This window comes from Streptomyces xanthii (assembly GCF_014621695.1).
Classification (GTDB): domain Bacteria; phylum Actinomycetota; class Actinomycetes; order Streptomycetales; family Streptomycetaceae; genus Streptomyces; species Streptomyces xanthii.
Genome location: NZ_CP061281.1, coordinates 3,898,546 through 3,919,812, shown reverse-complemented (window position 1 = coordinate 3,919,812; position 21,267 = coordinate 3,898,546). Strand labels below are relative to the sequence as shown.

The following is a 21,267-nucleotide window of genomic DNA, read 5'->3' as shown; positions in this document are numbered from 1 at the left end:
AGGCCGGTAATCGAACACCGGCGGGCTGTGGACGCAGCGGCGGCCGGCGCGGAGGAGGGCTCTGGGCCGGCTTCGAACCGGCTTCGGACCGGTATCGGGCGCGTCCTGGAGGGCTGTGGGAGCGCTGTGAGAGCGCCACGAGAGGGCTTCGGGCACGGCAGCGGGCACGGCTGCGGGATGACTCCGGGATGACTGCGGGCATGAAGAAGGGCGCCCCGGAGTCGTTCCGGAGCGCCCAGGAGTGGTGCGGGTTCGCAGGGCCGGGCCGTGGGAGCCCGCAGGTCGGCCGTGAGGGCCGCCGTCAGCCGTTCTTGATGCGGTTCGTGAGCTCGGTGACCTGGTTGTAGATGGAGCGCCGCTCGGCCATGAGCGCGCGGATCTTGCGGTCCGCGTGCATCACGGTCGTGTGGTCGCGGCCACCGAACTGCGCGCCGATCTTCGGCAGCGAGAGGTCGGTGAGCTCACGGCACAGGTACATCGCGATCTGCCGGGCCGTCACCAGGACCCGGCTGCGGGAGGAGCCGCACAGGTCCTCGACGGTGAGACCGAAGTAGTCCGCGGTCGCCGCCATGATCGCCGTGGCGGTGATCTCCGGGGCCGAGTCCTCCCCGCCGGGGATCAGGTCCTTGAGGACGATCTCGGTGAGCCCGAGGTCCACGGGCTGCCGGTTCAGGGAGGCGAACGCCGTGACGCGGATCAACGCCCCTTCCAGCTCGCGGATGTTGCGCGAGATGCGGGACGCGATGAACTCGAGCACCTCCGGAGGCGCGTTGAGCTGCTCCTGCACCGCCTTCTTGCGGAGGATCGCGATACGCGTCTCCAGCTCGGGCGGCTGCACGTCCGTGATGAGGCCCCACTCGAACCGGTTCCGCAGCCGGTCCTCCAGGGTGACCAGCTGCTTGGGCGGCCGGTCGCTGGAGAGCACGATCTGCTTGTTGGCGTTGTGGAGCGTGTTGAAGGTGTGGAAGAACTCCTCCTGCGTCGACTCCTTGTCCGCGAGGAACTGGATGTCGTCGACCAGAAGGATGTCCATCTCGCGGTACCGCTTGCGGAAGGAGTCGCCCTTGCCGTCGCGGATCGAGTTGATGAACTCGTTGGTGAACTCCTCGGAGCTCACGTACCGCACGCGCGTGCCGGGATAGAGACTACGGGCGTAGTGCCCGATGGCATGCAGAAGGTGCGTCTTGCCGAGGCCCGACTCCCCATAGATGAAGAGGGGGTTGTAGGCCTTCGCCGGCGCCTCGGCCACGGCGACCGCGGCCGCGTGGGCGAAACGGTTCGACGCGCCGATCACGAACGTGTCGAAGAGGTACTTGGGGTTCAGTCGCGCGGTCGGCTCCCCGGGACCCGCGGCCGGCGCGGGCTGCGCGGCCAGCGGGCTCGGAGCACCGCTGGGCACCCCGCGGCCGCCGGGTCCGCTCGGGCCACCGTCTTGGGCGTGGCGCCCGGTGTCCTGCGCGTGCCGGCCGCCGCCCATCGACGAGGTCTCGCCGGGATCGCGCCGCTGCGGCCGCTCGTGCGACCCGTGCGAGGGGCGGGAGGAGTGCGACGCGTCGTAAGAAGAGCGCTCCTCATAAGAAGCGCGCTCTTCGTAGCCTCCGCGGTCCTCGTAGGAGGGCCGCTCTTCATAGGAGGGGCGCTCCTCGTACGAAGAGGGCTCGGGCTGCTGTCCGTACCGGCCGCCGCCGCGCTCGGGCTCGTAGCCCTGCTGCTCGTAGGGCGGACGCTCCTGCTGGCGGTAGTCGTGCTGCGGCTGCTGCGGAGGCGTCGCGTACGGGTCGCGCTCGGGGAAGCCGAGCCGCGGCTGCTGCCAGCTGTACTCGTCCTGCTGGGGGCGGGGCCAGGCGCCCGGCTGCGGGCGCTGGTAGTCGGGGTAGGCGGGACGCGCGGTGGGCAGCGGGTCCTCGCGCGGTGCCTGCGGGGCCGCCTGCTCCCCGCGTCCGCCCTGCCCGTGCTCCTCCATGCCGCGCCGCTCGTAACCGCCGCCGTCGTACGCCTCACGGCTGTCGCGCTGCTCGTACGGGTCGTGCCCCTGGCCCGGGGCAGGGGACGGCTCGGTGTCCTCGTAGCGGTGCTGCGGGGGCTGGGGGGCCGCCGGCGCGGGGGCCTCGCCCACGGAGTCGTCGACGGTGATCGCGATCCGGATGGGGCGGCCGCACTCGCGGCTCAGGGTCTCGCTGACGACCGGGGCGAGCCGGCCCTCGAGTACGCCCTTGGCGAATTCATTGGGGACGGCCAGCAAGGCCGTGTCGGCGACGAGTGCCAAGGGCTGGCAGCGCCGGATCCAGTGTTCGTCCTTCGTCTCGACGCCCTGCCCGCGGCCTTCCCCGAGGAGTTGCTCCAGAACTCGTGGCCACACTGCGGCAAGATCGGCAGGTACGTCAGCCACAGGGCACGCTCTCTCGCTGGTCCCACGAACGTGTGGTTCTCGGGACGGATCGGGAAGAAAATCGGGTGGGGTGGGGGGAAGGGAACGAATCGGGGTCCGGCCACGGTAGTCAGCGCGGCCGTCGCGGTTCAAGTTGTTGTCCCCAGCCTGTGGACAGTGTCCCTCACGCGCTGCCGGTTTGACCGGATGGCGTAGCCGCGCGTACCGTAACCAGGTCGAGTTGTCGATGGCTGCTGCCGCCTGCCTCCGATGGGCAAGGTCACGGACCGGAAGTTCTTTGCGGTGCGTGTAGCGGTGCACTCGGGCGTATTGCGAGCTACTCGTGGGCGCACGGTGACAGCCAGGCGATGTCCCGCCACCACACGATTTCTTCTGGAGCCCCCGAGTGAGCAAGCGCACCTTCCAGCCGAACAACCGTCGTCGCGCCAAGACCCACGGCTTCCGGCTGCGTATGCGCACCCGTGCCGGCCGCGCGATTCTCGCGTCCCGCCGTGGCAAGGGTCGCGCCCGCCTGTCCGCCTGACCGCGTAAACAGGTCATGACGTGCTGCCTACCGAGTATCGGCTGAGGCGGCGCGAAGACTTCGCGACCGCGGTACGCCGAGGACGTCGGGCTGGACGCCCGCTTCTCGTCGTCCATCTACGCAGCGGTTCAACGGACCCGCACGCGCCTGGGGAGAGCGTTTCCCCGCCGCGTGCGGGTTTCGTCGTGAGCAAGGCAGTAGGTGGAGCCGTCGTACGGAACGCGGTGAAGCGCAGACTTCGGCACCTCATGCGCGACCGAGTGGCTTCGTTGCCCCCAGGTAGCCTGGTAGTCGTACGCGCGTTGCCCGGAGCGGGTGACGCCACCCACGCACAGCTGGCCCGAGACCTGGACGCTGCACTCCAGCGGCTCCTGGGAGGGGGCGCGCGATGAAGTACCCACTGCTCGCCTTGATCAAGATCTATCAGTGGACGATCAGTCCGCTTCTTGGTCCGGTGTGCAAGTACTACCCGTCGTGTTCCCACTACGGCTTCACGGCCATCGACCGGCACGGTGCGATCAAGGGAACAGCCCTCACCGCCTGGCGCATCCTTCGGTGCAATCCGTGGTCGCCCGGCGGCGTCGACCACGTTCCGCCGCGCAAGCGTCCGCGCTGGCACGAGATGCTCCGCAACGCCTTGCGCGGGGACAAGAAAGCGGCCCCCGTCGTTGACGGCGACAGACAGCCTGCCCAGGACACCCCGTCCACAGCGACCCCGCCCCATGCCCAAGGAGCCTGATCAGGGACATGATTTCCGATATCGTCAACGCGATTTCCGGCGTCTTCGCGTTTCTCACCTACCCGGTGTCCTGGGTCATCGTCCAGTTCCACAAGGTCTTCGGGGCCATCTTCGGGCCTGACTCCGGCTGGGCCTGGGGCCTGTCGATCGTCTTCCTGGTGGTGCTGATCCGCATCTGCCTGATCCCGCTCTTCGTGAAGCAGATCAAGGCCACGCGGAACATGCAGCTGCTCCAGCCGCAGATGAAGGCGATCCAGGAGCGCTACAAGAACGACAAGCAGCGTCAGTCCGAAGAGATGATGAAGCTGTACAAGGAGACGGGTACCAACCCGCTCTCCTCGTGCCTTCCCATCCTCGTGCAGTCGCCGTTCTTCTTCGCGCTGTACCACACGCTCTCGGGCATCGCCGACGGCAAGAAGGTCGGCGTCATCACGCAGTCGCTGCTCGACAGCGCGCAGAAGGCCCACATCTTCGGCGCCCCGCTCGCCGCGAAGTTCACGGACAGCGCCGAGGCCGTCGCCAAGATGGGCGGCTCCTCGCTGACGGACGTGCGGGTCGTCACCGCCGTCATGATCGTTCTGATGTCGGCGTCGCAGTTCTACACGCAGCGCCAGCTGATGACCAAGAACGTCGACCTGACGGTGAAGACGCCGTTCATGCAGCAGCAGAAGATGCTGATGTACGTCTTCCCCCTGATCTTCCTGTTCATGGGCATCAACTTCCCCGTGGGTGTGCTCGTCTACTGGCTGACCACCAACGTCTGGACCATGGGTCAGCAGATGTACGTGATCAACCGGAACCCCACCCCGGGCAGCAAGGCCCAGGCCAAGATGCTCGAGGGCCTGCAGAAGCACGTCATCACGCACAGCGCCACGCGGACCAAGCGCGAGAAGACGATCGTCAAGGCCATCGTCGCCAAGGGCCGCGACCGCAACGAGTACGAGCGCAAGTTCATCAACGGCCTGACCAAGGCCCAGCTTGCCGCCCAGGCGGACGGCACCGTGGTGAAGAGCACGGCCGCGACCGCGGTTCTGGACGAGGACGGCGCCCCCAAGGCCGCCGGCCCGCAGAAGCGGCAGCAGCCCAAGCGCCAGTCGAAGTCGCAGCGCCAGTCCGGCCCCGCGCAGGGCGGCGCCGAAGACGCGGCCCCGGCCAAGACGTCGCTGGAGAAGAAGGACGCGCCCGAGGACGCCGCTCCCAAGGCCAAGCAGGCCGGCGGCGGCAAGCAGGCCGGCGGTACCTCCAACGGCCGCAGCCGCGCCAAGTCCAACCAGCGCAAGGGCCAGCCGCCGCGCTCCAAGTCCTCGTCCAAGAAGTAAGCCTTGACCCAAGAAGGAGCCCCTCCAGTGACGGAAGGCACCACCTCTCCCGAGGGTGGCGACACCCTGACCCGCCTCGAGCAGGAGGGCGAGATCGCCGCGGACTACCTCGAGGGTCTGCTGGACATCGCCGACCTCGACGGCGACATCGACATGGATGTCGAGGCCGACCGTGCCGCGGTCTCCATCGTCAGCGACGGCAGCGGCCGCGACCTGCAGAAGCTGGTCGGCCGTGACGGTGAGGTCCTGGAAGCCCTCCAGGAGCTGACCCGCCTCGCGGTGCACCGGGAGACCGGGGACCGCAGCCGCCTGATGCTGGACATCGCCGGTTACCGCGCCCAGAAGCGCGCCGAGCTCACCGAGCAGGGCGCCAAGGCCGCGGCCGAGGTGAAGAGCACGGGCGAGCCCGTCAAGATGAAGCCGATGACGCCGTTCGAGCGCAAGGTTGTGCACGACGCGGTCAAGGCCGCCGGTCTGCGCAGCGAGTCCGAGGGCGAGGAGCCGCAGCGCTTCGTCGTCGTACTTCCCGCCTGAGCGGTACGTCGCTTTCCCGGCCCCGTCTGTTCGCAGGCGGGGCCGATCTTTGTCAGCCTGTTAGTCAGCCACCCAGTGCGGTAGTGCGGTACGGAAGGACGGTCCCCGTGACGGAGGCAGCAGAACTCCCCCCGGCTCCGGAGCAGGCCCGGGCGGTATTCGGCGACCGCTACCAGGACGCGGTCCGGTACGCGGAGCTCCTCGCCGACGCGGGAGTGCAGCGCGGCCTCATCGGCCCGCGTGAGGTGCCGAGGCTGTGGGAGCGGCACATCCTGAACTGTGCCGTGCTCTCCGAGGTCGTCCCCGAGGGCGTCACGGTGTGCGACGTCGGGTCGGGCGCCGGCCTGCCGGGCATCCCGCTCGCCCTGGTCCGCCCCGACCTCAAGATCACGCTGCTCGAGCCGCTGCTGCGGCGGACGACCTTCCTCACCGAGGTCGTCGAGCTGCTCGGGCTCGACCACGTCACAGTGGTGCGGGGCCGTGCTGAAGAGGTGCTCGGCAAGCTGACGCCCGTGCATGTCGTCACCGCGCGAGCCGTCGCACCGCTGGACCGTCTCGCGGCCTGGGGCGTGCCCCTGCTGCGTCCGTACGGAGAGATGCTGGCGCTCAAGGGCGACACGGCCGAGGAAGAGATCAAGAGCGCCGGTGCCGCCCTGAGCAAGCTGGGCGCGGTGGAGACCTCGGTCCTCCAGGTGGGCGAGGGAGTCGTCGACCCGCTGTCCACAGTGGTCCGCGTCGAGGTCGGCGAGAGCCCCGGTGGTGTGCGCTTCGCCGCCAAGCGTGCCAAGGCCGCGCGTACGGGCCGTGCTCGCCGCAGGCGCTGAGTTGCCGGCCGCCCGTAGCGGGCGGCCCGTGGACGAGTACCGCTGATCCACTCTGACGAACAGCGGTACTCCACAAAAGCTGTCCCCCGTACGCATGTCGGGGTGTCGCGCCGGGTGGCATCGGCCTGCGGTGCATCGTGTTTCACGTGAAACGTCGCTCACTGCTGCAGGGCATCATCAGTCGCGGTCGCGCTGCGGCCGCCCCTCGCGACCGAAAACCTCTGGGATCCCTCGCCAAGGGCATGGAGTTGTCCACAGAAGGGGTTTCATCCACAGAAGACAGGGCCTCGCTGGTTCTCGACCCCGAAGGCATGGGAGGCTCTGTTCATTGCGAGCCTGAAGTCGAGGAGAGTGAATCCTTGCGGTCCGACGCCAACATCGCGGGACCGATGACCGATCCGGTCCCCGGTCCCCGTACCGAGTCGGCGGGGGAGGATGTTTCACGTGAAACACCGACCCCGATGGACGACACACCCATCGGTCGCGCTGCCCAGCTGGCAGTGGAAGCTCTCGGTCGCGCGGGCGAGGGCCTGCCACGTCCCGAGCAGACCCGCGTCATGGTGGTGGCCAATCAGAAGGGCGGCGTCGGCAAGACCACGACGACCGTCAACCTCGCCGCTTCGCTCGCGCTGCACGGCGCCCGCGTCCTGGTGATCGACCTGGATCCTCAGGGCAACGCCTCCACGGCACTCGGCATCGACCACCACGCCGAAGTCCCCTCCATCTACGACGTCCTGGTCGACAGCAGGCCGCTCGCGGAAGTGGTCCAGCCTGTCCCCGACGTGGAAGGCCTCTTCTGCGCCCCCGCGACGATCGACCTCGCCGGTGCCGAGATCGAGCTCGTCTCGCTGGTGGCACGCGAGAGCCGGCTGCAGCGGGCCATCCAGGCGTACGAGCAGCCTCTGGACTACGTCCTGATCGACTGCCCGCCGTCCCTGGGCCTGCTGACGGTCAACGCGCTGGTCGCGGGGGCCGAGGTGCTGATCCCGATCCAGTGCGAGTACTACGCACTGGAGGGCCTGGGGCAGCTGCTGCGCAATGTGGACCTCGTGCGCGGTCACCTCAACCCGAACCTGCACGTCTCCACGATCCTTCTCACGATGTACGACGGGCGCACCCGGCTGGCCTCGCAGGTCGCCGAAGAGGTCCGCACGCACTTCGGCGAAGAGGTTCTGCGTACGAGCATCCCGCGCTCGGTCCGTATCTCGGAGGCGCCGAGCTACGGGCAGACCGTGCTGACCTACGATCCAGGGTCGAGCGGTGCACTTTCGTACCTCGAAGCGGCGCGTGAGATGGCGCTGCGCGGGGTGGGGATCCACTACGACGCCCAGCAGGCCCACTCGGGCACGCAACTTGACCAGCAGAGCACGCCGGAGGGTATTCAATGAGCGGACAGCGGAGGGGACTGGGCCGAGGCCTCAAAGCCCTGATTCCGGCGGCTCCCACCCCTGAGGACTCGGTGTCCGCAGGCCCGGCGAGCGGCGTCTCGTCGTCCTCCAGCACGCTGCCGACGCTGACGTCGGAGCGCGGTGTGGCGGCGGCGAAGCTGGCCTCGCTCCCGCAGGCCGCCGTTTCGCGCGAGCAGGCTTCTGTTTCACGTGAAACAGAAGAGCCCGTCGCGCCCAGCGCTCCCGTCGCCGGCAGTGCCGAAGCGTCCGAGGTGGCGTACTTCGCGGAGCTGCCGCTCGACTCGATCACCCCGAACCCGCGGCAGCCGCGTGAGGTGTTCGACGACGAGGCTCTCGCGGAGCTCGTGACCTCCATCAAGGAAGTCGGGCTCCTCCAGCCGGTCGTCGTGCGGCAGGTCGGCCCCGAGCGCTTCGAGCTCATCATGGGCGAGCGGCGCTGGCGGGCCAGCCACGAGGCGGGGCTGGAGCGGATCCCGGCGATCGTCCGGGCCACCGACGACGAGAAGCTTCTGCTCGACGCGCTCCTGGAGAACCTCCACCGGGCGCAGCTGAACCCGCTCGAAGAGGCGAAGGCGTACGAGCAGCTGCTCACCGACTTCAACTGCACGCACGACCAGCTGGCCGACCGCATCGGCCGCTCGCGTCCGCAGGTCTCCAACACGCTCCGTCTGCTGAAGCTGTCGCCGGCCGTGCAGAAGCGGGTGGCCGCGGGTGTGCTGTCCGCGGGGCACGCCCGTGCTCTGCTCGCGGTGGAGGACTCCGAGGAACAGGACCGCCTCGCCCTGCGCATCGTCGCCGAGGGACTGTCGGTGCGTGCCGTCGAGGAGATCGTGACCCTGATGGGCTCGCACTCCAAGAGCACGACGCGGGCCAAGGGGCCTCGGGCCGGGGCGCGCGTCTCCCCGGCGCTCACCCAGCTGGCGACGCGTCTGTCGGACCGGTTCGAGACGCGCGTGAAGGTCGACCTGGGCCAGAAGAAGGGCAAGATCGTCGTCGAGTTCGCCTCGATGGAGGATCTCGGCCGCATCCTCGGCACGCTGGCTCCGGGTGAGGGCCCGGTGCTGCAGAACGGCCTGCCGGAGACGGCAGAGGCCGACGACGAGGACTGAGTCACCCCTCGCTCGACAAGGCGGGCCGTGTCCGGTGTGTACCGGAACACGGCCCGCTCTTTGCTTTCTTACGGTATCGGTGGAATCTCATCGTGGTTACGATGCGACGGGGAAGGACGCAGCCACCCAGTAGCACCTCTGAGAGGGAAGCAGTGGTCATGCGATCAGTGAGTCGCGGCGGACTGGTGACCGCAGGTCTCGGTCTGGGAGCTGTCGGCGGTTTCGTCGGCGGGCTGCTCAGGGAACGGAGCGCTCTGACCGCCGCCCGGGTCGCGGCGGGCGAGGGAAGCGAGGAACTGTCTTCATGGGGCGTCGCCTCTTACCGCTCACGCTGGACAACCTTCCGGACCTTCCCAAGCGCTGTCGCTCGTGCGTCTTCTGGGAACTGGACCCCGTCAGCGGCGAAGCAGCGGTAAAGGCCGGAACGCCGGGGCTGGAGAAGGAAGCCTGGATCTCCGCCGTCCTCCTCGAATGGGGCTCCTGCGGCCGCGTCGTCTACGTGGACGACAACCCGGTCGGCTACGTGCTCTACGCCCCGCCCGCGTACGTGCCGCGCTCCACGGCGTTCCCGACGAGCCCCGTGTCTCCCGACGCCGTCCAGCTGATGACCGGCTGGATCGCGCCGAGCCATCAGGGCCAGGGACTGGGGCGGGTCATGGTGCAGACCGTCGCCAAGGATCTGCTGCGCCGCGGCTTCAAGGCCATCGAGGCGTTCGGCGACGCACGGTGGAAGGAACCCGCCTGTCTGCTCCCCGCGGACCATCTGCTCGCGGTCGGCTTCAAGACGGTGCGGCCCCATCCTTCGTATCCACGACTGCGGCTGGAACTGCGCACGACGCTCTCCTGGAAGGAAGACGTCGAGATGGCGCTGGACCGCCTACTCGGGGCGGTGCAGAAGGAACCGGCGCTGCGGCCCCTGTGAACGCCGAAGGGGCCAGCCCACAGGGCTGGCCCCTTCGTGTTTCACGTGAAACATCGGCGGCCGTCCACCGGACGGCGGCGCCTCGCCTTACTCGGCGATGAACTCCTCGAGGTCACGCACGATGGCGGCCTTCGGCTTGGCACCGACGATGGTCTTGGCGACCTCGCCACCCTGGTAGACGTTCAGGGTCGGGATCGACATGACGCCGTACTTGGCGGCCGTGCCGGGGTTCTCGTCGATGTTGAGCTTGACGATCTCGATCTTGTCGCCGTACTCAGCCGCGATGGCCTCGAGCGACGGCGCGATCTGGCGGCACGGACCGCACCATGCGGCCCAGAAGTCCACCAGTACGGGCTTGCCGCTCTTGAGGACGTCCTCCTCGAAGGAGTCGTCCGTCACGTTCTTCAGGTTGCCGGCCACAGCTGGCTCCTCTTTTTCTCGGGGGGAATGCGGGAGGGGAGTTCTGGGGTCAGACGTTCGCGGTCTGGGTCTGCTCGGGCTCGGCGGCCTCGCCGTCGGCGAGCGCGGCCAGGAAGCGCTCGGCGTCGAGGGCGGCGGAGCAGCCCGTGCCGGCGGCCGTGATCGCCTGGCGGTAGGTGTGGTCCACGACGTCACCGGCGCCGAAGACACCCGTCAGGTTGGTGCGCGTCGAAGGGGCCTCGACCTTCAGGTAGCCCTCGTCGTCGAGCTCGAGCTGGCCCTTGAAGAGCTCGGTGCGCGGGTCGTGGCCGATCGCGATGAAGAGACCGGTGACAGGCAGCTCGGAGGTCTCGCCCGTCTTCAGGTTGCGCAGCGTCAGGCCCTCGAGCTTCGGGTCGCCCTTGATCGCGGCGACCTCGCTGTCCCACACGAACTTGATCTTCGGGTCGGCGAAAGCGCGCTCCTGCATCGCCTTGGAGGCGCGCAGGGTGTCGCGGCGGTGCACGATCGTCACGGACTTGGCGAAGCGCGAGAGGAAGGTCGCCTCCTCCATCGCGGTGTCGCCACCACCGATCACGGCGATGTCCTGGTCCTTGAAGAAGAACCCGTCGCAGGTCGCGCACCAGGAGACGCCACGGCCGGAGAGGGCGTCCTCGTTGGGCAGACCGAGCTTGCGGTGCTGGGAACCGGTGGTGACGATGACGGCCTTCGCGCGGTGCACGGTGCCCGCGGTGTCCGTCACGGTCTTGATCTCACCGGTGAGGTCGACGGCCACGACGTCGTCAGGGACGAGCTCGGCGCCGAAGCGCTCGGCCTGGCCGCGCATGTTGTCCATGAGCTCGGGGCCCATGATGCCTTCCTGGAAGCCCGGGAAGTTCTCCACCTCGGTCGTGTTCATCAGCGCGCCACCGGCGGTGACGGCGCCTTCGAACACAAGCGGCTTCAGCGACGCGCGCGCGGTGTAGAGCGCCGCCGTGTAGCCGGCGGGCCCGGAGCCGATGATGATCACGTTACGGACGTCGCTCACGGCTGGATTCCTCGTCTCTGCGGGACTGCTGCGTTCTGCCGGGGGGAGCCTCTTCTCCGGACTCTCACCCCACCCAACGGATCCTACGGGGCGTGCATTCCCGACGTGTCCGAGCGCACGTCGGGAGTGCGTTCGGACCGGTTCAGCCGCGGTCGTAGGAGTGGGTGTACAGCAGCTCGCCCGGTGTTGCCGAGGACTTCTGGGCGCAGGAGGCGTCCACCACGAAGGCCGTGACCCGGTGCTCCGGGTCCGTCTTGTGGGGCAGCACGACGAGGTACGCCTTCTTCCCCTGGTACGTGCCCTGCTCGGTCGCCAGGGGAGCCTCGGTGCGGCGGGTCCCCTGCTGGACACACGGCGGCACGTCGTCCGACGCCAGCTTCGGCATCGGGGAGTCCGATCGCGGAGTCTTGGGCCCGCTGTCCTGGGTGCTCAGAGAGCGGTCCTTGGCCTTGCGGTCCAAGAGCTGCGTGACCTTGTCCCCGAGCTTGCCCGCCGCCAAGGTTCCGGGAGCGGGCGCCTCGGCGGTCGAGGACCGGTACGCGGTCGGCGTGCCGCCCCCGCCGCCGCTCTGGAGCAGGAGCGTCCCCATGCCGAGCGCGGCGACCGTGAGCACCGTCCCGATGGCGGCTGTGGTGCGCCGGCGGACGCGCCGGGTCTTGCGACCCGGGCCGGTGCTGGTGCGCGTGCTGCGGGCATGTCCGGTGGGGCGATCGGCGGGCCGTGCGGTGTCGGGTGTTGTTTCACGTGAAACACCGACGGTTTCACGGACGGGTTCCTCGAGCCGGTCGTGCCGCGAGTGCTGCTCGTCCTCGGGTGCGAGCGTGTCGAGGAAGGCCTCCGCCGCGAGCGCCGCGTCGATGCGGCCGGCGATGTCCTCGGGCATCCGGGGCGGGCCGGGCATGGTCCCGAGCATGCCGCGGATCTCCTGGAGGGACGCGTGGACGTCCGCACAGAGCGGGCAGCCGTCGAGGTGCCGCCGGATCTCCGCTGTGCGGGACGGCGGCAGCAGGCCTTCGGTGAGATCGGAGATCTCCGTTACCTCAGGGTGCTCCGTCGTGCCGGTCGAGGAAGTCACGCTCGTCCACCTCCGCCCTTCACCGCAGCCGAATCATTGGGTCCTGCCTCGCCCGGAGGACCCGCTGCAGGTGGGACGGATGTCCCCTGCGTCCGGTTCCGTCCGGCCGACGGGTTCTCGCCGCCGCCCTTCCCGCGCCGCTCTTCGCGGAGGTGGGTGAGCAGGGGCAGCAGTTTGGCGCGGCCGCGTGCGCAGCGGCTCTTGACCGTGCCGGTGGGGACGTCGAGGACCTGTGCCGCTTCCGCGACCGGATATCCCTGCATGTCCACGAGGACGAGAGCGGCCCGCTGATCGGCCGGGAGCGAGCGCAGGGCCGCCAGGAGTTCGCGGTGGAGATCAGCACGTTCCGCGGGAGCCTCCGCCGATTCGTGCGGCTCCAGGAGCTGCTCCAGGCGCTCGGTGTCCTCCATGGGCGCCGTCCGGCGGGAGGCCGTCTTGCGGGCCCGGTCCAGGCAGGCGTTCACCGTGATCCGGTGCAGCCACGTCGTCACCGCCGACTGTCCGCGGAAGGTGTGGGCGGCGCGATAGGCGGACACCAGGGCGTCCTGGACCGCGTCCGCCGCCTCTTCCCGGTCGCCCAGGGTGCGCAGCGCGACGGCCCACAGCCGGTCCCGGTGCCGCCGCACGATCTCGCCGAAGGCGTCCTTGTCCCCCGCGACATGGCGGGCGAGGAGGTCCTGATCGCTCGCTTCGCCGTAGGCGTCGTCCACTGCCGAACCCCCTCCCCCTGGTGTCCTGCTCCGTCAGCCGGTGAACTTCACTTCCGTGATGCCCTGCTTGTACCCGGCGCCGCTGTAGCCGTCCTGGCCGGCGTGCGGCAGTGCGGTCAGCCAGACGAGCACGTAGCGGGTCTTGACCGGCTTGTCGGCCTTGATCTCCGCGGAGTCCTTCGCCGTCTGTGTCTGAGAGCCGATCCGCTTCAGCCCGCTGACCGCTCCCGGGTTCAGGGAGTCGGAAGCGTACAGCGACACGGTCGTGTGGTCACCGCTGTAGCGCAGGCCGATCGTCGCGGCCGAGACGTCCTTGGCGGAGCCGAGGTCGTACACGATGCCGACGCCCGGCTTTATGACCATCTTCGGACCGTCGAGGAAGGACTTCGTGCGCCAGAACGTCGAGCGCTCCCCGTCGTAGGTCTTGCCGACCTCGCCCGCGGCCTGGGCGCTGCCCTCGGCCACGTACTCCTGGGCACTCGAGATCGCGAGCGGCGCGGCGGGCTTCTTCTCGCCCTTCTCGCCGCCGTCCGTGGTGTGCGTCGTGTCCGTGCCGTCGCTCTTGCCGCGGTCCATGAGCGCGTCCGCCAACTGCCAGCTGCCCAGGCCCAGCGCGGCGATGAGCAGCGCCGAGACGGCCCACTTGAGGGCCTTGCCGGTGCGGCTGTGCAGCGGGGGCGGAGGCGCCGGCACGGGCTGGGTGGCGACACTCGTGCGGCCGTAGTTGCCCTGCTGGTACGTGGTCCGCTGGTACTCGGGCGGCGCCGTGAACGCGGGCTCCGGCGGGCGGATCTTCGGCATCTCGCCGATCGCCTTCACCAGGTCCTCGGGCGTGGTGCACGGAGGCTCCTGACGGGACGCCGTCGCCCCGTCGTTGGCGAGCGCTCGCATGGCGAGCTCCGCGAGGCCGCGGTGGACGCCGGCCCGCACCTGGTCGGGCGCGATGAGTCCGACACCCTTGGGCAGCCCCGACAGGCCGTACGCGTCGTTCTCGTACGGCCAGCGCTGGGTCAGGGAGGCGTACAGGAGCGCGCCGATCGCCTCGGTGTCGGTGCGCTGCGGGGTGTCGGAGGAGATGCCGCGCAGCGCCGCGTTCACGGCGAGGCCGCGGATGCGCCACTGGCCGGTGGAGGTGCGCAGCACGGCGCTCGGCGTCAGGCGCAGATGGGCGAGGCCCTCGCGGTGCGCCGCCGCCATGGCGAACGAGACCTGACTGACCATCTGGTAGGCGTCGTGCGCCTCCAGGGAGCTCGCGGCCAGCAGCGCGGTCAACTCCGTGGCGTCGGGCAGCCACTCGTGGACGACGTAGACGAGCTCGTTCTCCTCGACCGCGTCCAGGACCTGGACGAAGCGAGGGTCACCGAGGAGGGCCGACGACCGGGCCGCCGCGAGCACCGAGCGGGCCCGCGGATGGTCGGCGGGCAGCAGGTGCACGCCGACGGCGCGGCGCAGTTTCTCGTCGACCGCACGCCAACTGCTGAAACCGTCCAGACGGGTGACACATTCTTCGAGCCGGTAGCGCCTGGCGAGCTTGTGGCCGCTGTGCAACTCGGGTGGCGAGGACGTGGCGGGGCTCAGGTGCGTGCCCGTCTCCGCGGTGTCCGCGGCCTCCTCCTGCGCCGGTGTGTCCTGCTCTTCGGTCTTGGCCACCCCGTCGGCCGTGGCCCGCTCCGCCTTGTCCGTCTCGGCGGTCAGCGGCTCGTCGCCGCCGTTGTCGGCCACGTCGACGGCAGCCGTGCTCCGTTCCGCCACCGTCGTTCCTGCCTCCCCATCCGTTGCACTCACTCCGACGCCAAAGCCAATTGTGCCCACAGTCCGACGCTATGCACGACACGCGGTGCTCGTCGAAGGTTGTAGGCGCATCCGGCCGACTAGCGACCGAGGCGACCGCGGACCATCCCGACCATCGAATTCAGCTCCTCGATGCGCATCTTGCGGGCCGCCACGTAGAACACGGCGAGCAGCGCCGCGCCACCGACGACCAACGCCGCGATGGAACCGAACGCGCCGTGGCCGAGCATCTCGGTGAGCGCGTACCCGATTCCGCCGCCGATGACCGCGGCCGGCACGGATGCGAGGCAGAGCCGCGCGTACGTCCGCACGACCTGACGGCCGTCGAGGTCGCCGCCGAGCCTGTTGCGCAGGCGCCGCCAGGCGATGCCGACGCCGATCGCGTACGCGAGACCGTACGAGAAGGCCATGCCGACGACAGCCCACCGCGCGGGCAGGATCAGATAACAGACGGCCGAGGCCGCCGCGTTGACCGCCGCCACGATGACCGTGTTGTAGAAGGGCGTCCGGGTGTCCTCGTAGGCGTAGAAGCCGCGGAGCACCACGTACTGCACGGAGTACGGGATGAGGCCCAGGCCGAACGCCATGAGGATGTACCCCATCGACTGGGCGGCCTCGGTGCCGCTGGAGCCGAAGAGCAGGGTGCACATCGGAATGCCGAGTGCCACGAACATGAAGGCCACGGGGACGATCGCCACCGCGGAGGTGCGCAGACCCGAGGAGATGTCGTCGCGGACCGCGCCCGGGTCGCCGTCGTGGGCCGAGCGCGAGATGCGCGGCAGCAGCGCGGCCATGACTGAGACGGTGATGATCGCCTGCGGCATGCCCCAGATCAGCTGGGCGTTGGAGTAGCCCAGGATGCCGGTGCCCTTGACGTCCGAGGCCTTGCCGGCCGCGGTCGCGAGCTGGGTGACGACCAGGACGCCCGCCTGGTTGGCGAGGACGAACAGGACGGTCCACTTGGCGAGCCGGACCGCCTTGCCGAGGCCGTGGCCCTTCCAATCGAAGCGCAGACGGAAGCGGAAGCCGGTCTCGCGCAGGTACGGGATCATCGCGAGGGCCTGGACGACCAGGCCGAGCAGCGTGCCGATGCCCAGGAGGCGGACGCCCTCCGGCGGGATGTTGTGCACCGTCATGTGCGAGTCGGCCGCGGTCCCGTAGACCCACAGGAACAGGCCGAACGTGGTGATCATGACGATGTTGTTGAGGACCGGGGTCCACATCATCGCGCCGAACTTGCCACGGGCGTTCAGGATCTGACCCATGACCACGTGCACGCCCATGAAGAAGATCGTGGGCAGGCAGTAGCGGGCGAAGGTGACGCCGACGTTGTTGGCCGCCGGGTCGTCGGCGACCGAGGTCGACATCAGCCTGATGAGCAGCGGCGCGGCGAAGACGACGATCGCGGTGATCGCGGCCAGCGCGACCATGACCAGCGTCAGCAGGCGGTTGGCGTAGGCCTCGCCGCCGTCCTCGTCCTCCTTCATGGAGCGGACGAGCTGCGGCACGAACACCGAGTTCAGACCGCCGCCGACGGTCAGGATGTAAATCATCGTCGGCAGCGTGTACGCGACGGTCCAGGTGTCACCGAGCAGACCGGCGCCGAGCGCCGCGGTGATGATCACGGTGCGGACGAAACCGGTGAGGCGGGAGACGAGCGTGCCCGCCGCCATCACCGCGCTCGACTTCATGAGGCTCGCGGCTCGGCCCGCCTTCTTCGGCGCGGCGGCCGGTGCGGCCGCCGGCGTGGGAGCGGGCACCGTCGCCTTGCCGAGGTACTGGGTCTGGTCGTCGACCGGAGGACCGGCGGCGGCGCGCCCGCCGCTGTAGCCCGGCTGCTGGTCGCGGAACAGGTGCGCGAAGGCGTCCGGCTCCTCGCGCTCCTCGCCGGCCTGCGTCACGAGGTCGTCGACGCCGACGAACTGCGTCGTGCGCGCGTCGTCGCCGTACGGCAGGTACTGGGTGGGGCCCTCCGGCTCCGGAGCGGGCGTCTGGGCCCACACCCGGGGGTCGGGCTGGTACTGGTTCGCGGGCGGCGGGTCGTACAGCGGCTGCGACTGGTACGTGCCCGGGGGCGGCGGCGGGTGCGCGGCGCGGTCGTACAGCGCCTCGGTCACCGGGTCCTGGGCCGCGAGGTCGTTCGCGCGGTACGGGTCCTGGTCGTAGGCGTCCTGCAGATAGGCGTCCTGCGGATACGCGTCGGGAGCGGGCTGGGGCGGCGGCACCTGGCCGCCGGCCCCGTGGGCCCCGGTGCGCGGGTGGCCATCGCCCGAGGCAGAGCCGCCCGAGCCCTGGCCACGGTCACCGTTGTACGGCGCGTTCATGGATACCCCACCTCATCGTCCCCGGCCCACCGGCCACGACATCGCTCAACGGTCCACTCTCTCACCCGGGCCCGACGGGGCCGTGCTTTCCGAAGCGGTGTCAGCGGTCGGGTCACTCGCCTGCTGCGGAACCTGTGCCTGGGTGGCGGACGCCGGCGCCTCCTCGGGCGCGCCGTCGGCATCCTCCTGCGCCTCGTCCTGCGGGGCGTCCTCGCCGTTGCGGTCCGCGGCGGCGCGCTTGCGCTGGATGTACATCCGGAAACCGGCCAGGACCAGCAGCAACACACCGCCCGCGATCACGAGCATCACGGTCGGGGTGATCTCCGTGACGTCGACCTTGAAGTCGAGCTCCTCGCCGTACGGCTGGCCGTCCTCGGTGTAGAGCTGCGCGTGGACGGTGATCGGACCGGTCGCCTTGGCCGTCGTGGTGAACTTCACGGACTGGCTGTGGCCGCTCGCGATCGTCACCACCTTGTCCTCGAAGTCGTGGTCGCCGATCTTCAGGCGGGTGCCGTTGTCGGAACGCAGGCGCAGGACGAGGTGGTCGACGTCCTGCCACAGGTTGTTCTGGACCGACACCGGGATGGTCGCGCTGCGGCCGGAGAGCCGGACCGTGGACTTCTCGATCAGCTTGACCTGGCCGGTCAGCCCCGACAGATACGTCGAGACGCCGTCCCGGAAGGTCCGGGAGTCCTTCGCGCGGCCGCGCCAGGACGTGGACATCTCACGGTCCATCGCCCGGCCGAACGGCGTCACGACACGGGACTCGTCGGTCAGGACGACCTTGAAGTTCTCCAGATCACGCTGGGTGGCGGCGATCTGCTCGAAGGCGGGCCGGGAGAGCTCCTGGCGGCGCAGCGCCGACGGGTAGGACCGGGTCGAGGGGACGCGGGTCGTCGCGCCCGGATCGGGCTTGGCCTTGGCCGCGGCGGTCAGGGACTGGGACTCGGACCAGCCGCTGTCCTGCAGGTCCCGCACCGCCCGGGCCATCGCCTGGGCCTGACTGGCCGACGGCATGCGCTGCGGGGCGATCACGACGCTGCGCTGCTTGTCGGTCTGCATGTTGAGCATCAGGCTCTGGGCCAGGAACTCCTGGACGGCGAGCGTCGTGTCCTCCGCGCTCGTCATGTCGCCCTGGAAGGCCGTGGAGAGACGTGCGTCGCTGACGACGGCCGTGGCGCCACCGCCGATGGGGCGCGCGGCGGACGGCGTGTACTGCAGGGCGCCGGCCTCACGGAAGGTGTCGCTGCGCGCGATGATCTTGTCGGCTCCGGCCGACGTGGCGACCTTCACGACGTCCGGGTCGAGGGCGCCCTCGGCGGGCCAGGCGTAGGACGTGTCCGGCCGCACGTGCAGGACCGTGTCCACGGTCGCCACGGCGGCGTCCGTGGCCGCCTTGAGGTGACCGAGCGAGCCGCCGACCTTCGTGCCCGAGTGCGCCAGCGAGGCCAGGTCGGGATCGGCGAAGGGCAGCGTCACGACCTTCTGGTCGCGCACCGCCGTCTCCAGCTGTCCCAGCCACTCCTTGGCGACGGCCTGGTCCTTGCCCGACGTGAGCTTCCCGTCCGCGCCCTTGATCTTGTACGACTCGGTCATCGCGTCGACCGACGCCAGCAGATCGGGGTCGATCACCCAGGTGACGTCGAGCTCGCTGCCCAGCGCCAGCATCTGCTGGAGCCGTCCGCCGGGGCCGATCTCCTTGGCCAGGCTGTCGTCGTCGAAGACCGGCGTCTGCTCCTCGTTCGTGCCTGTCTCGGCCGTGAGGTGGGTGTCGGAGATGAGCGGCCACAGGACCGTCGTCCGGGTCCGGGTGTCCGCGCCGCCGGGCTGCCAGGGCAGGAACGTCCGCTGGATGCCGAGCGTCTGCTGGAACCGCTGCGCGGCCGTCTGCCCCATGAGGGCGACGCTGATCTGGTAAACGCCGTCGGCGCCCAGGTGCAGCTGCTTGACGGGTACCGAGAGAGTGAAGTCCTGAGGGACCCCGGGGTCGAGGCGCGAGAACTTCTGCGCGTACTTGCTCGCGACCTCCGTGCCGTCCGGGACACCGCCCGTGGCGCGCTTCGCGGCCCCGTCGATCGCCGAGCGTCCCCCGTAGGACGTGCCGACCCGGAGCCCCACGTGGGCGTCCGTCACGGCCTGCTTGCCCTTGTTCGTGACCCGGCCGCGGACGGTGACCGTGCCGCTGTCGTCGGGCGCGGTGGGCGAGAGGGAGGTCACGGCGACATCGACGGTGTTCGTCCCCGTGGCGGCGGCGGTCGCGGCCGCGGGGGACGCCGCCTGGGCCGCGGGGGCACCGGGCAGCAGGGGCAGCGCCGCGAGCAGCGGCGCGGCGGCCAGTGCCGCTCCGGTGCGCCGCAGCAGTCGGCGGGCAGGAGAGGGATTCATCCCTGGGAAGTCTGCCGCCTCGGCCACGCGCTCGTCCGTCCCTCGTCGTCGTCAGTGGTCGCAGATGTGTCCACGCATGGTAACGAGGCGCGCTGTGGCTCAGTGCCTGGGTCCGCCTCACAAGATCGTGGAGACAGGGTAGGGGCGCGCGGGGGCCGGTCGTGCCACGGCCCCGGCAAACGGTTCGGCCGGGGGTGCCGGGGGCACGTACCCTGTCCTGTTGTGCCGAACGCCAATGAAGACAACGCCAGTGCCCTGAGCGAGGTGCAGCACCGCGCCGTCAGCGAGCTGCTGCGGGTTTCGCCCGTCGCCGACGAGCTCGCCCGCCGATTCCAGGAGGCCGGGTTCTCTCTCGCCCTGGTCGGCGGCTCGGTACGCGACGCGCTGCTCGGCCGGCTCGGCAACGACCTGGACTTCACCACCGACGCCCGCCCCGAGGACGTCCTCAAGATCGTCCGTCCCTGGGCCGACGCGGTGTGGGAGGTCGGCATCGCCTTCGGGACCGTCGGCTGCCAGAAGGACGCGCGGGTCGACGGCGTCGACCAGAGCTTCCAGATCGAGGTCACGACCTACCGGTCCGAGGCCTACGACCGCACCTCGCGCAAGCCCGAGGTGTCCTACGGCGACTCCATCGAGCAGGACCTCGTCCGCCGCGACTTCACCGTGAACGCGATGGCCGTCGCGCTGCCCGAGAAGACCTTCGTCGACCCGCACGGCGGCCTCGAGGACCTGGCCGCGCGGATCCTCCGCACGCCCGGCACCCCCGAGGAGTCCTTCTCCGACGACCCGCTGCGGATGATGCGCGCCGCACGCTTCGCCGCGCAGCTCGACTTCGAGGTGGCCCCCGACGTCGTCACGGCGATGACGGAGATGGCCGACCGCATCGAGATCGTCTCCGCAGAGCGCGTCCGGGACGAGCTGAACAAGCTCATCCTCTCCGCGCACCCCCGCAAGGGCCTCACCCTGCTCGTCGACACCGGCCTGGCCGACCGCGTCCTGCCCGAACTGCCGGCCCTGCGTCTGGAGCGGGACGAGCACCACCGGCACAAGGACGTCTACGACCACACGCTGATCGTGCTCGAGCAGGCCATGGCGCTGGAGACGGACGGCCCGGACCTGACGCTGCGCCTCGCCGCTCTGCTGCACGACATCGGCAAGCCGCGCACTCGCCGCTTCGAGAAGGACGGCCGGGTCTCCTTCCACCACCACGAGGTGGTCGGCGCCAAGATGACGAAGAAGCGGATGACCGCGCTCAAGTACTCCAACGAACTGGTGAAGGACGTCTCGCGCCTCGTCGAGCTGCACCTGCGCTTCCACGGGTACGGCACGGGCGAGTGGACCGACTCGGCCGTGCGCCGTTACGTGCGCGACGCGGGCCCGCTGCTGACGCGTCTGCACCAGCTCACCCGCTCCGACTGCACGACCCGCAACAAGCGCAAGGCGAACGCGCTCTCGCGGGCGTACGACGGTCTCGAGGAGCGGATCTCCCGGCTCCAGGAGCAGGAGGAGCTCGATTCCATCCGCCCGGACCTGGACGGCAACCAGATCATGGAGATCCTGGACGTCCGTCCTGGCCCGGTGATCGGCCAGGCGTACAAGTTCCTGCTGGAGCTGCGGCTGGAGAACGGTCCGATGGAGTACGACGCGGCCGTCGCGGCTCTCAAGGAGTGGTGGGCCGAGCGCCCGCAGGACTGAGCGGACACCGGCAGGCGGGGCGTTGTTTCACGTGAAACAACGCCCCGTGGCATGTCCGGGCGGCTGCCCCTT

The 21,267-nt window shown here is 69.9% G+C and carries 18 protein-coding genes; 10 read left to right on the top strand and 8 right to left on the bottom strand.

Annotation, left to right across the window (positions count from 1 at the left end; translation table 11 throughout):
• Positions 1 to 301: 301 nt before the first annotated feature.
• Positions 302 to 2,389: a chromosomal replication initiator protein DnaA gene (gene dnaA / locus IAG42_RS17800; RefSeq protein ID WP_188337968.1), complete on the bottom strand. Its 2,088-nt coding sequence runs from the start codon at positions 2,387 to 2,389 to the stop codon at positions 302 to 304.
• Between the two features lie 385 nt (positions 2,390 to 2,774).
• On the opposite strand from dnaA, the gene rpmH reads away from it, so the two are divergent.
• From rpmH to IAG42_RS17755, 9 genes are all read left to right on the top strand, one after another.
• Positions 2,775 to 2,912, top strand: a complete 138-nt coding sequence (rpmH, locus tag IAG42_RS17795) for a 50S ribosomal protein L34 (protein ID WP_003949374.1) — start codon at positions 2,775 to 2,777, stop codon at positions 2,910 to 2,912.
• A 20-nt stretch (positions 2,913 to 2,932) separates the two neighbouring features.
• A complete protein-coding gene (gene rnpA / locus IAG42_RS17790; protein ID WP_188337967.1) occupies positions 2,933 to 3,304 on the top strand; it encodes a ribonuclease P protein component in 372 nt (123 codons plus the stop codon).
• Positions 3,301 to 3,651 (top strand): membrane protein insertion efficiency factor YidD, encoded by a 351-nt coding sequence (yidD, locus tag IAG42_RS17785; RefSeq protein WP_188337966.1) that lies wholly within the window; start codon positions 3,301 to 3,303, stop codon positions 3,649 to 3,651. The genes rnpA and yidD overlap by 4 nt, the downstream gene beginning before the upstream one ends.
• A gap of 8 nt (positions 3,652 to 3,659) precedes the next feature.
• A complete protein-coding gene (gene yidC, locus IAG42_RS17780; RefSeq protein WP_188337965.1) occupies positions 3,660 to 4,970 on the top strand; it encodes a membrane protein insertase YidC in 1,311 nt (436 codons plus the stop codon).
• Between the two features lie 27 nt (positions 4,971 to 4,997).
• Positions 4,998 to 5,504: a Jag family protein gene (locus IAG42_RS17775; RefSeq protein ID WP_188337964.1), complete on the top strand. Its 507-nt coding sequence runs from the start codon at positions 4,998 to 5,000 to the stop codon at positions 5,502 to 5,504.
• Positions 5,505 to 5,611: 107 nt separating this feature from the next.
• Positions 5,612 to 6,328, top strand: a complete 717-nt coding sequence (gene rsmG / locus IAG42_RS17770) for a 16S rRNA (guanine(527)-N(7))-methyltransferase RsmG (protein ID WP_188337963.1) — start codon at positions 5,612 to 5,614, stop codon at positions 6,326 to 6,328.
• A gap of 311 nt (positions 6,329 to 6,639) precedes the next feature.
• Positions 6,640 to 7,716 (top strand): ParA family protein, encoded by a 1,077-nt coding sequence (locus tag IAG42_RS17765; RefSeq protein ID WP_188341449.1) that lies wholly within the window; start codon positions 6,640 to 6,642, stop codon positions 7,714 to 7,716.
• The gene (locus IAG42_RS17760) at positions 7,713 to 8,846 is read left to right on the top strand and encodes a ParB/RepB/Spo0J family partition protein (protein ID WP_188337962.1); all 1,134 of its coding nucleotides are present in this window, start codon (positions 7,713 to 7,715) and stop codon (positions 8,844 to 8,846) included. Before IAG42_RS17765 ends, IAG42_RS17760 begins: the two co-directional genes overlap by 4 nt.
• Positions 8,847 to 9,150: 304 nt before the next feature.
• Complete coding sequence (locus IAG42_RS17755; RefSeq protein ID WP_188337961.1) at positions 9,151 to 9,768, top strand: GNAT family N-acetyltransferase; 618 nt, start codon at positions 9,151 to 9,153, stop codon at positions 9,766 to 9,768.
• 87 nt (positions 9,769 to 9,855) lie between these two features.
• Here the strand turns inward: IAG42_RS17755 and trxA are convergent, their stop codons facing one another.
• From trxA to IAG42_RS17720, 7 genes are all read right to left on the bottom strand, one after another.
• Entirely contained in the window at positions 9,856 to 10,188 is a 333-nt protein-coding gene (trxA, locus tag IAG42_RS17750) for a thioredoxin (RefSeq protein WP_188337960.1), read from the bottom strand.
• A gap of 49 nt (positions 10,189 to 10,237) precedes the next feature.
• Complete coding sequence (trxB, locus tag IAG42_RS17745) at positions 10,238 to 11,215, bottom strand: thioredoxin-disulfide reductase (protein WP_188337959.1); 978 nt, start codon at positions 11,213 to 11,215, stop codon at positions 10,238 to 10,240.
• Between the two features lie 142 nt (positions 11,216 to 11,357).
• On the bottom strand, positions 11,358 to 12,290 hold the full coding sequence (locus tag IAG42_RS17740; RefSeq protein WP_188337958.1) for an anti-sigma factor family protein: 933 nt from the start codon (positions 12,288 to 12,290) through the stop codon (positions 11,358 to 11,360).
• The gene (gene sigM, locus IAG42_RS17735; protein WP_188337957.1) at positions 12,287 to 13,000 is read right to left on the bottom strand and encodes an RNA polymerase sigma factor SigM; all 714 of its coding nucleotides are present in this window, start codon (positions 12,998 to 13,000) and stop codon (positions 12,287 to 12,289) included. The genes IAG42_RS17740 and sigM overlap by 4 nt, the downstream gene beginning before the upstream one ends.
• A 33-nt stretch (positions 13,001 to 13,033) precedes the next feature.
• Entirely contained in the window at positions 13,034 to 14,752 is a 1,719-nt protein-coding gene (locus IAG42_RS17730) for a protein kinase family protein (RefSeq protein ID WP_188337956.1), read from the bottom strand.
• Between the two features lie 119 nt (positions 14,753 to 14,871).
• Positions 14,872 to 17,115: a murein biosynthesis integral membrane protein MurJ gene (gene murJ / locus IAG42_RS17725; RefSeq protein WP_188337955.1), complete on the bottom strand. Its 2,244-nt coding sequence runs from the start codon at positions 17,113 to 17,115 to the stop codon at positions 14,872 to 14,874.
• 45 nt (positions 17,116 to 17,160) lie between these two features.
• The gene (locus IAG42_RS17720) at positions 17,161 to 19,500 is read right to left on the bottom strand and encodes a DUF6049 family protein (protein ID WP_223206047.1); all 2,340 of its coding nucleotides are present in this window, start codon (positions 19,498 to 19,500) and stop codon (positions 17,161 to 17,163) included.
• A gap of 222 nt (positions 19,501 to 19,722) precedes the next feature.
• Between IAG42_RS17720 and IAG42_RS17715 the strand changes: the two genes are divergently transcribed.
• Positions 19,723 to 21,195 carry a CCA tRNA nucleotidyltransferase gene (locus tag IAG42_RS17715; protein ID WP_188337953.1) on the top strand — a complete coding sequence of 491 codons (1,473 nt, stop codon included), beginning with the start codon at positions 19,723 to 19,725 and terminating at the stop codon, positions 21,193 to 21,195.
• Positions 21,196 to 21,267: the final 72 nt, after the last annotated feature.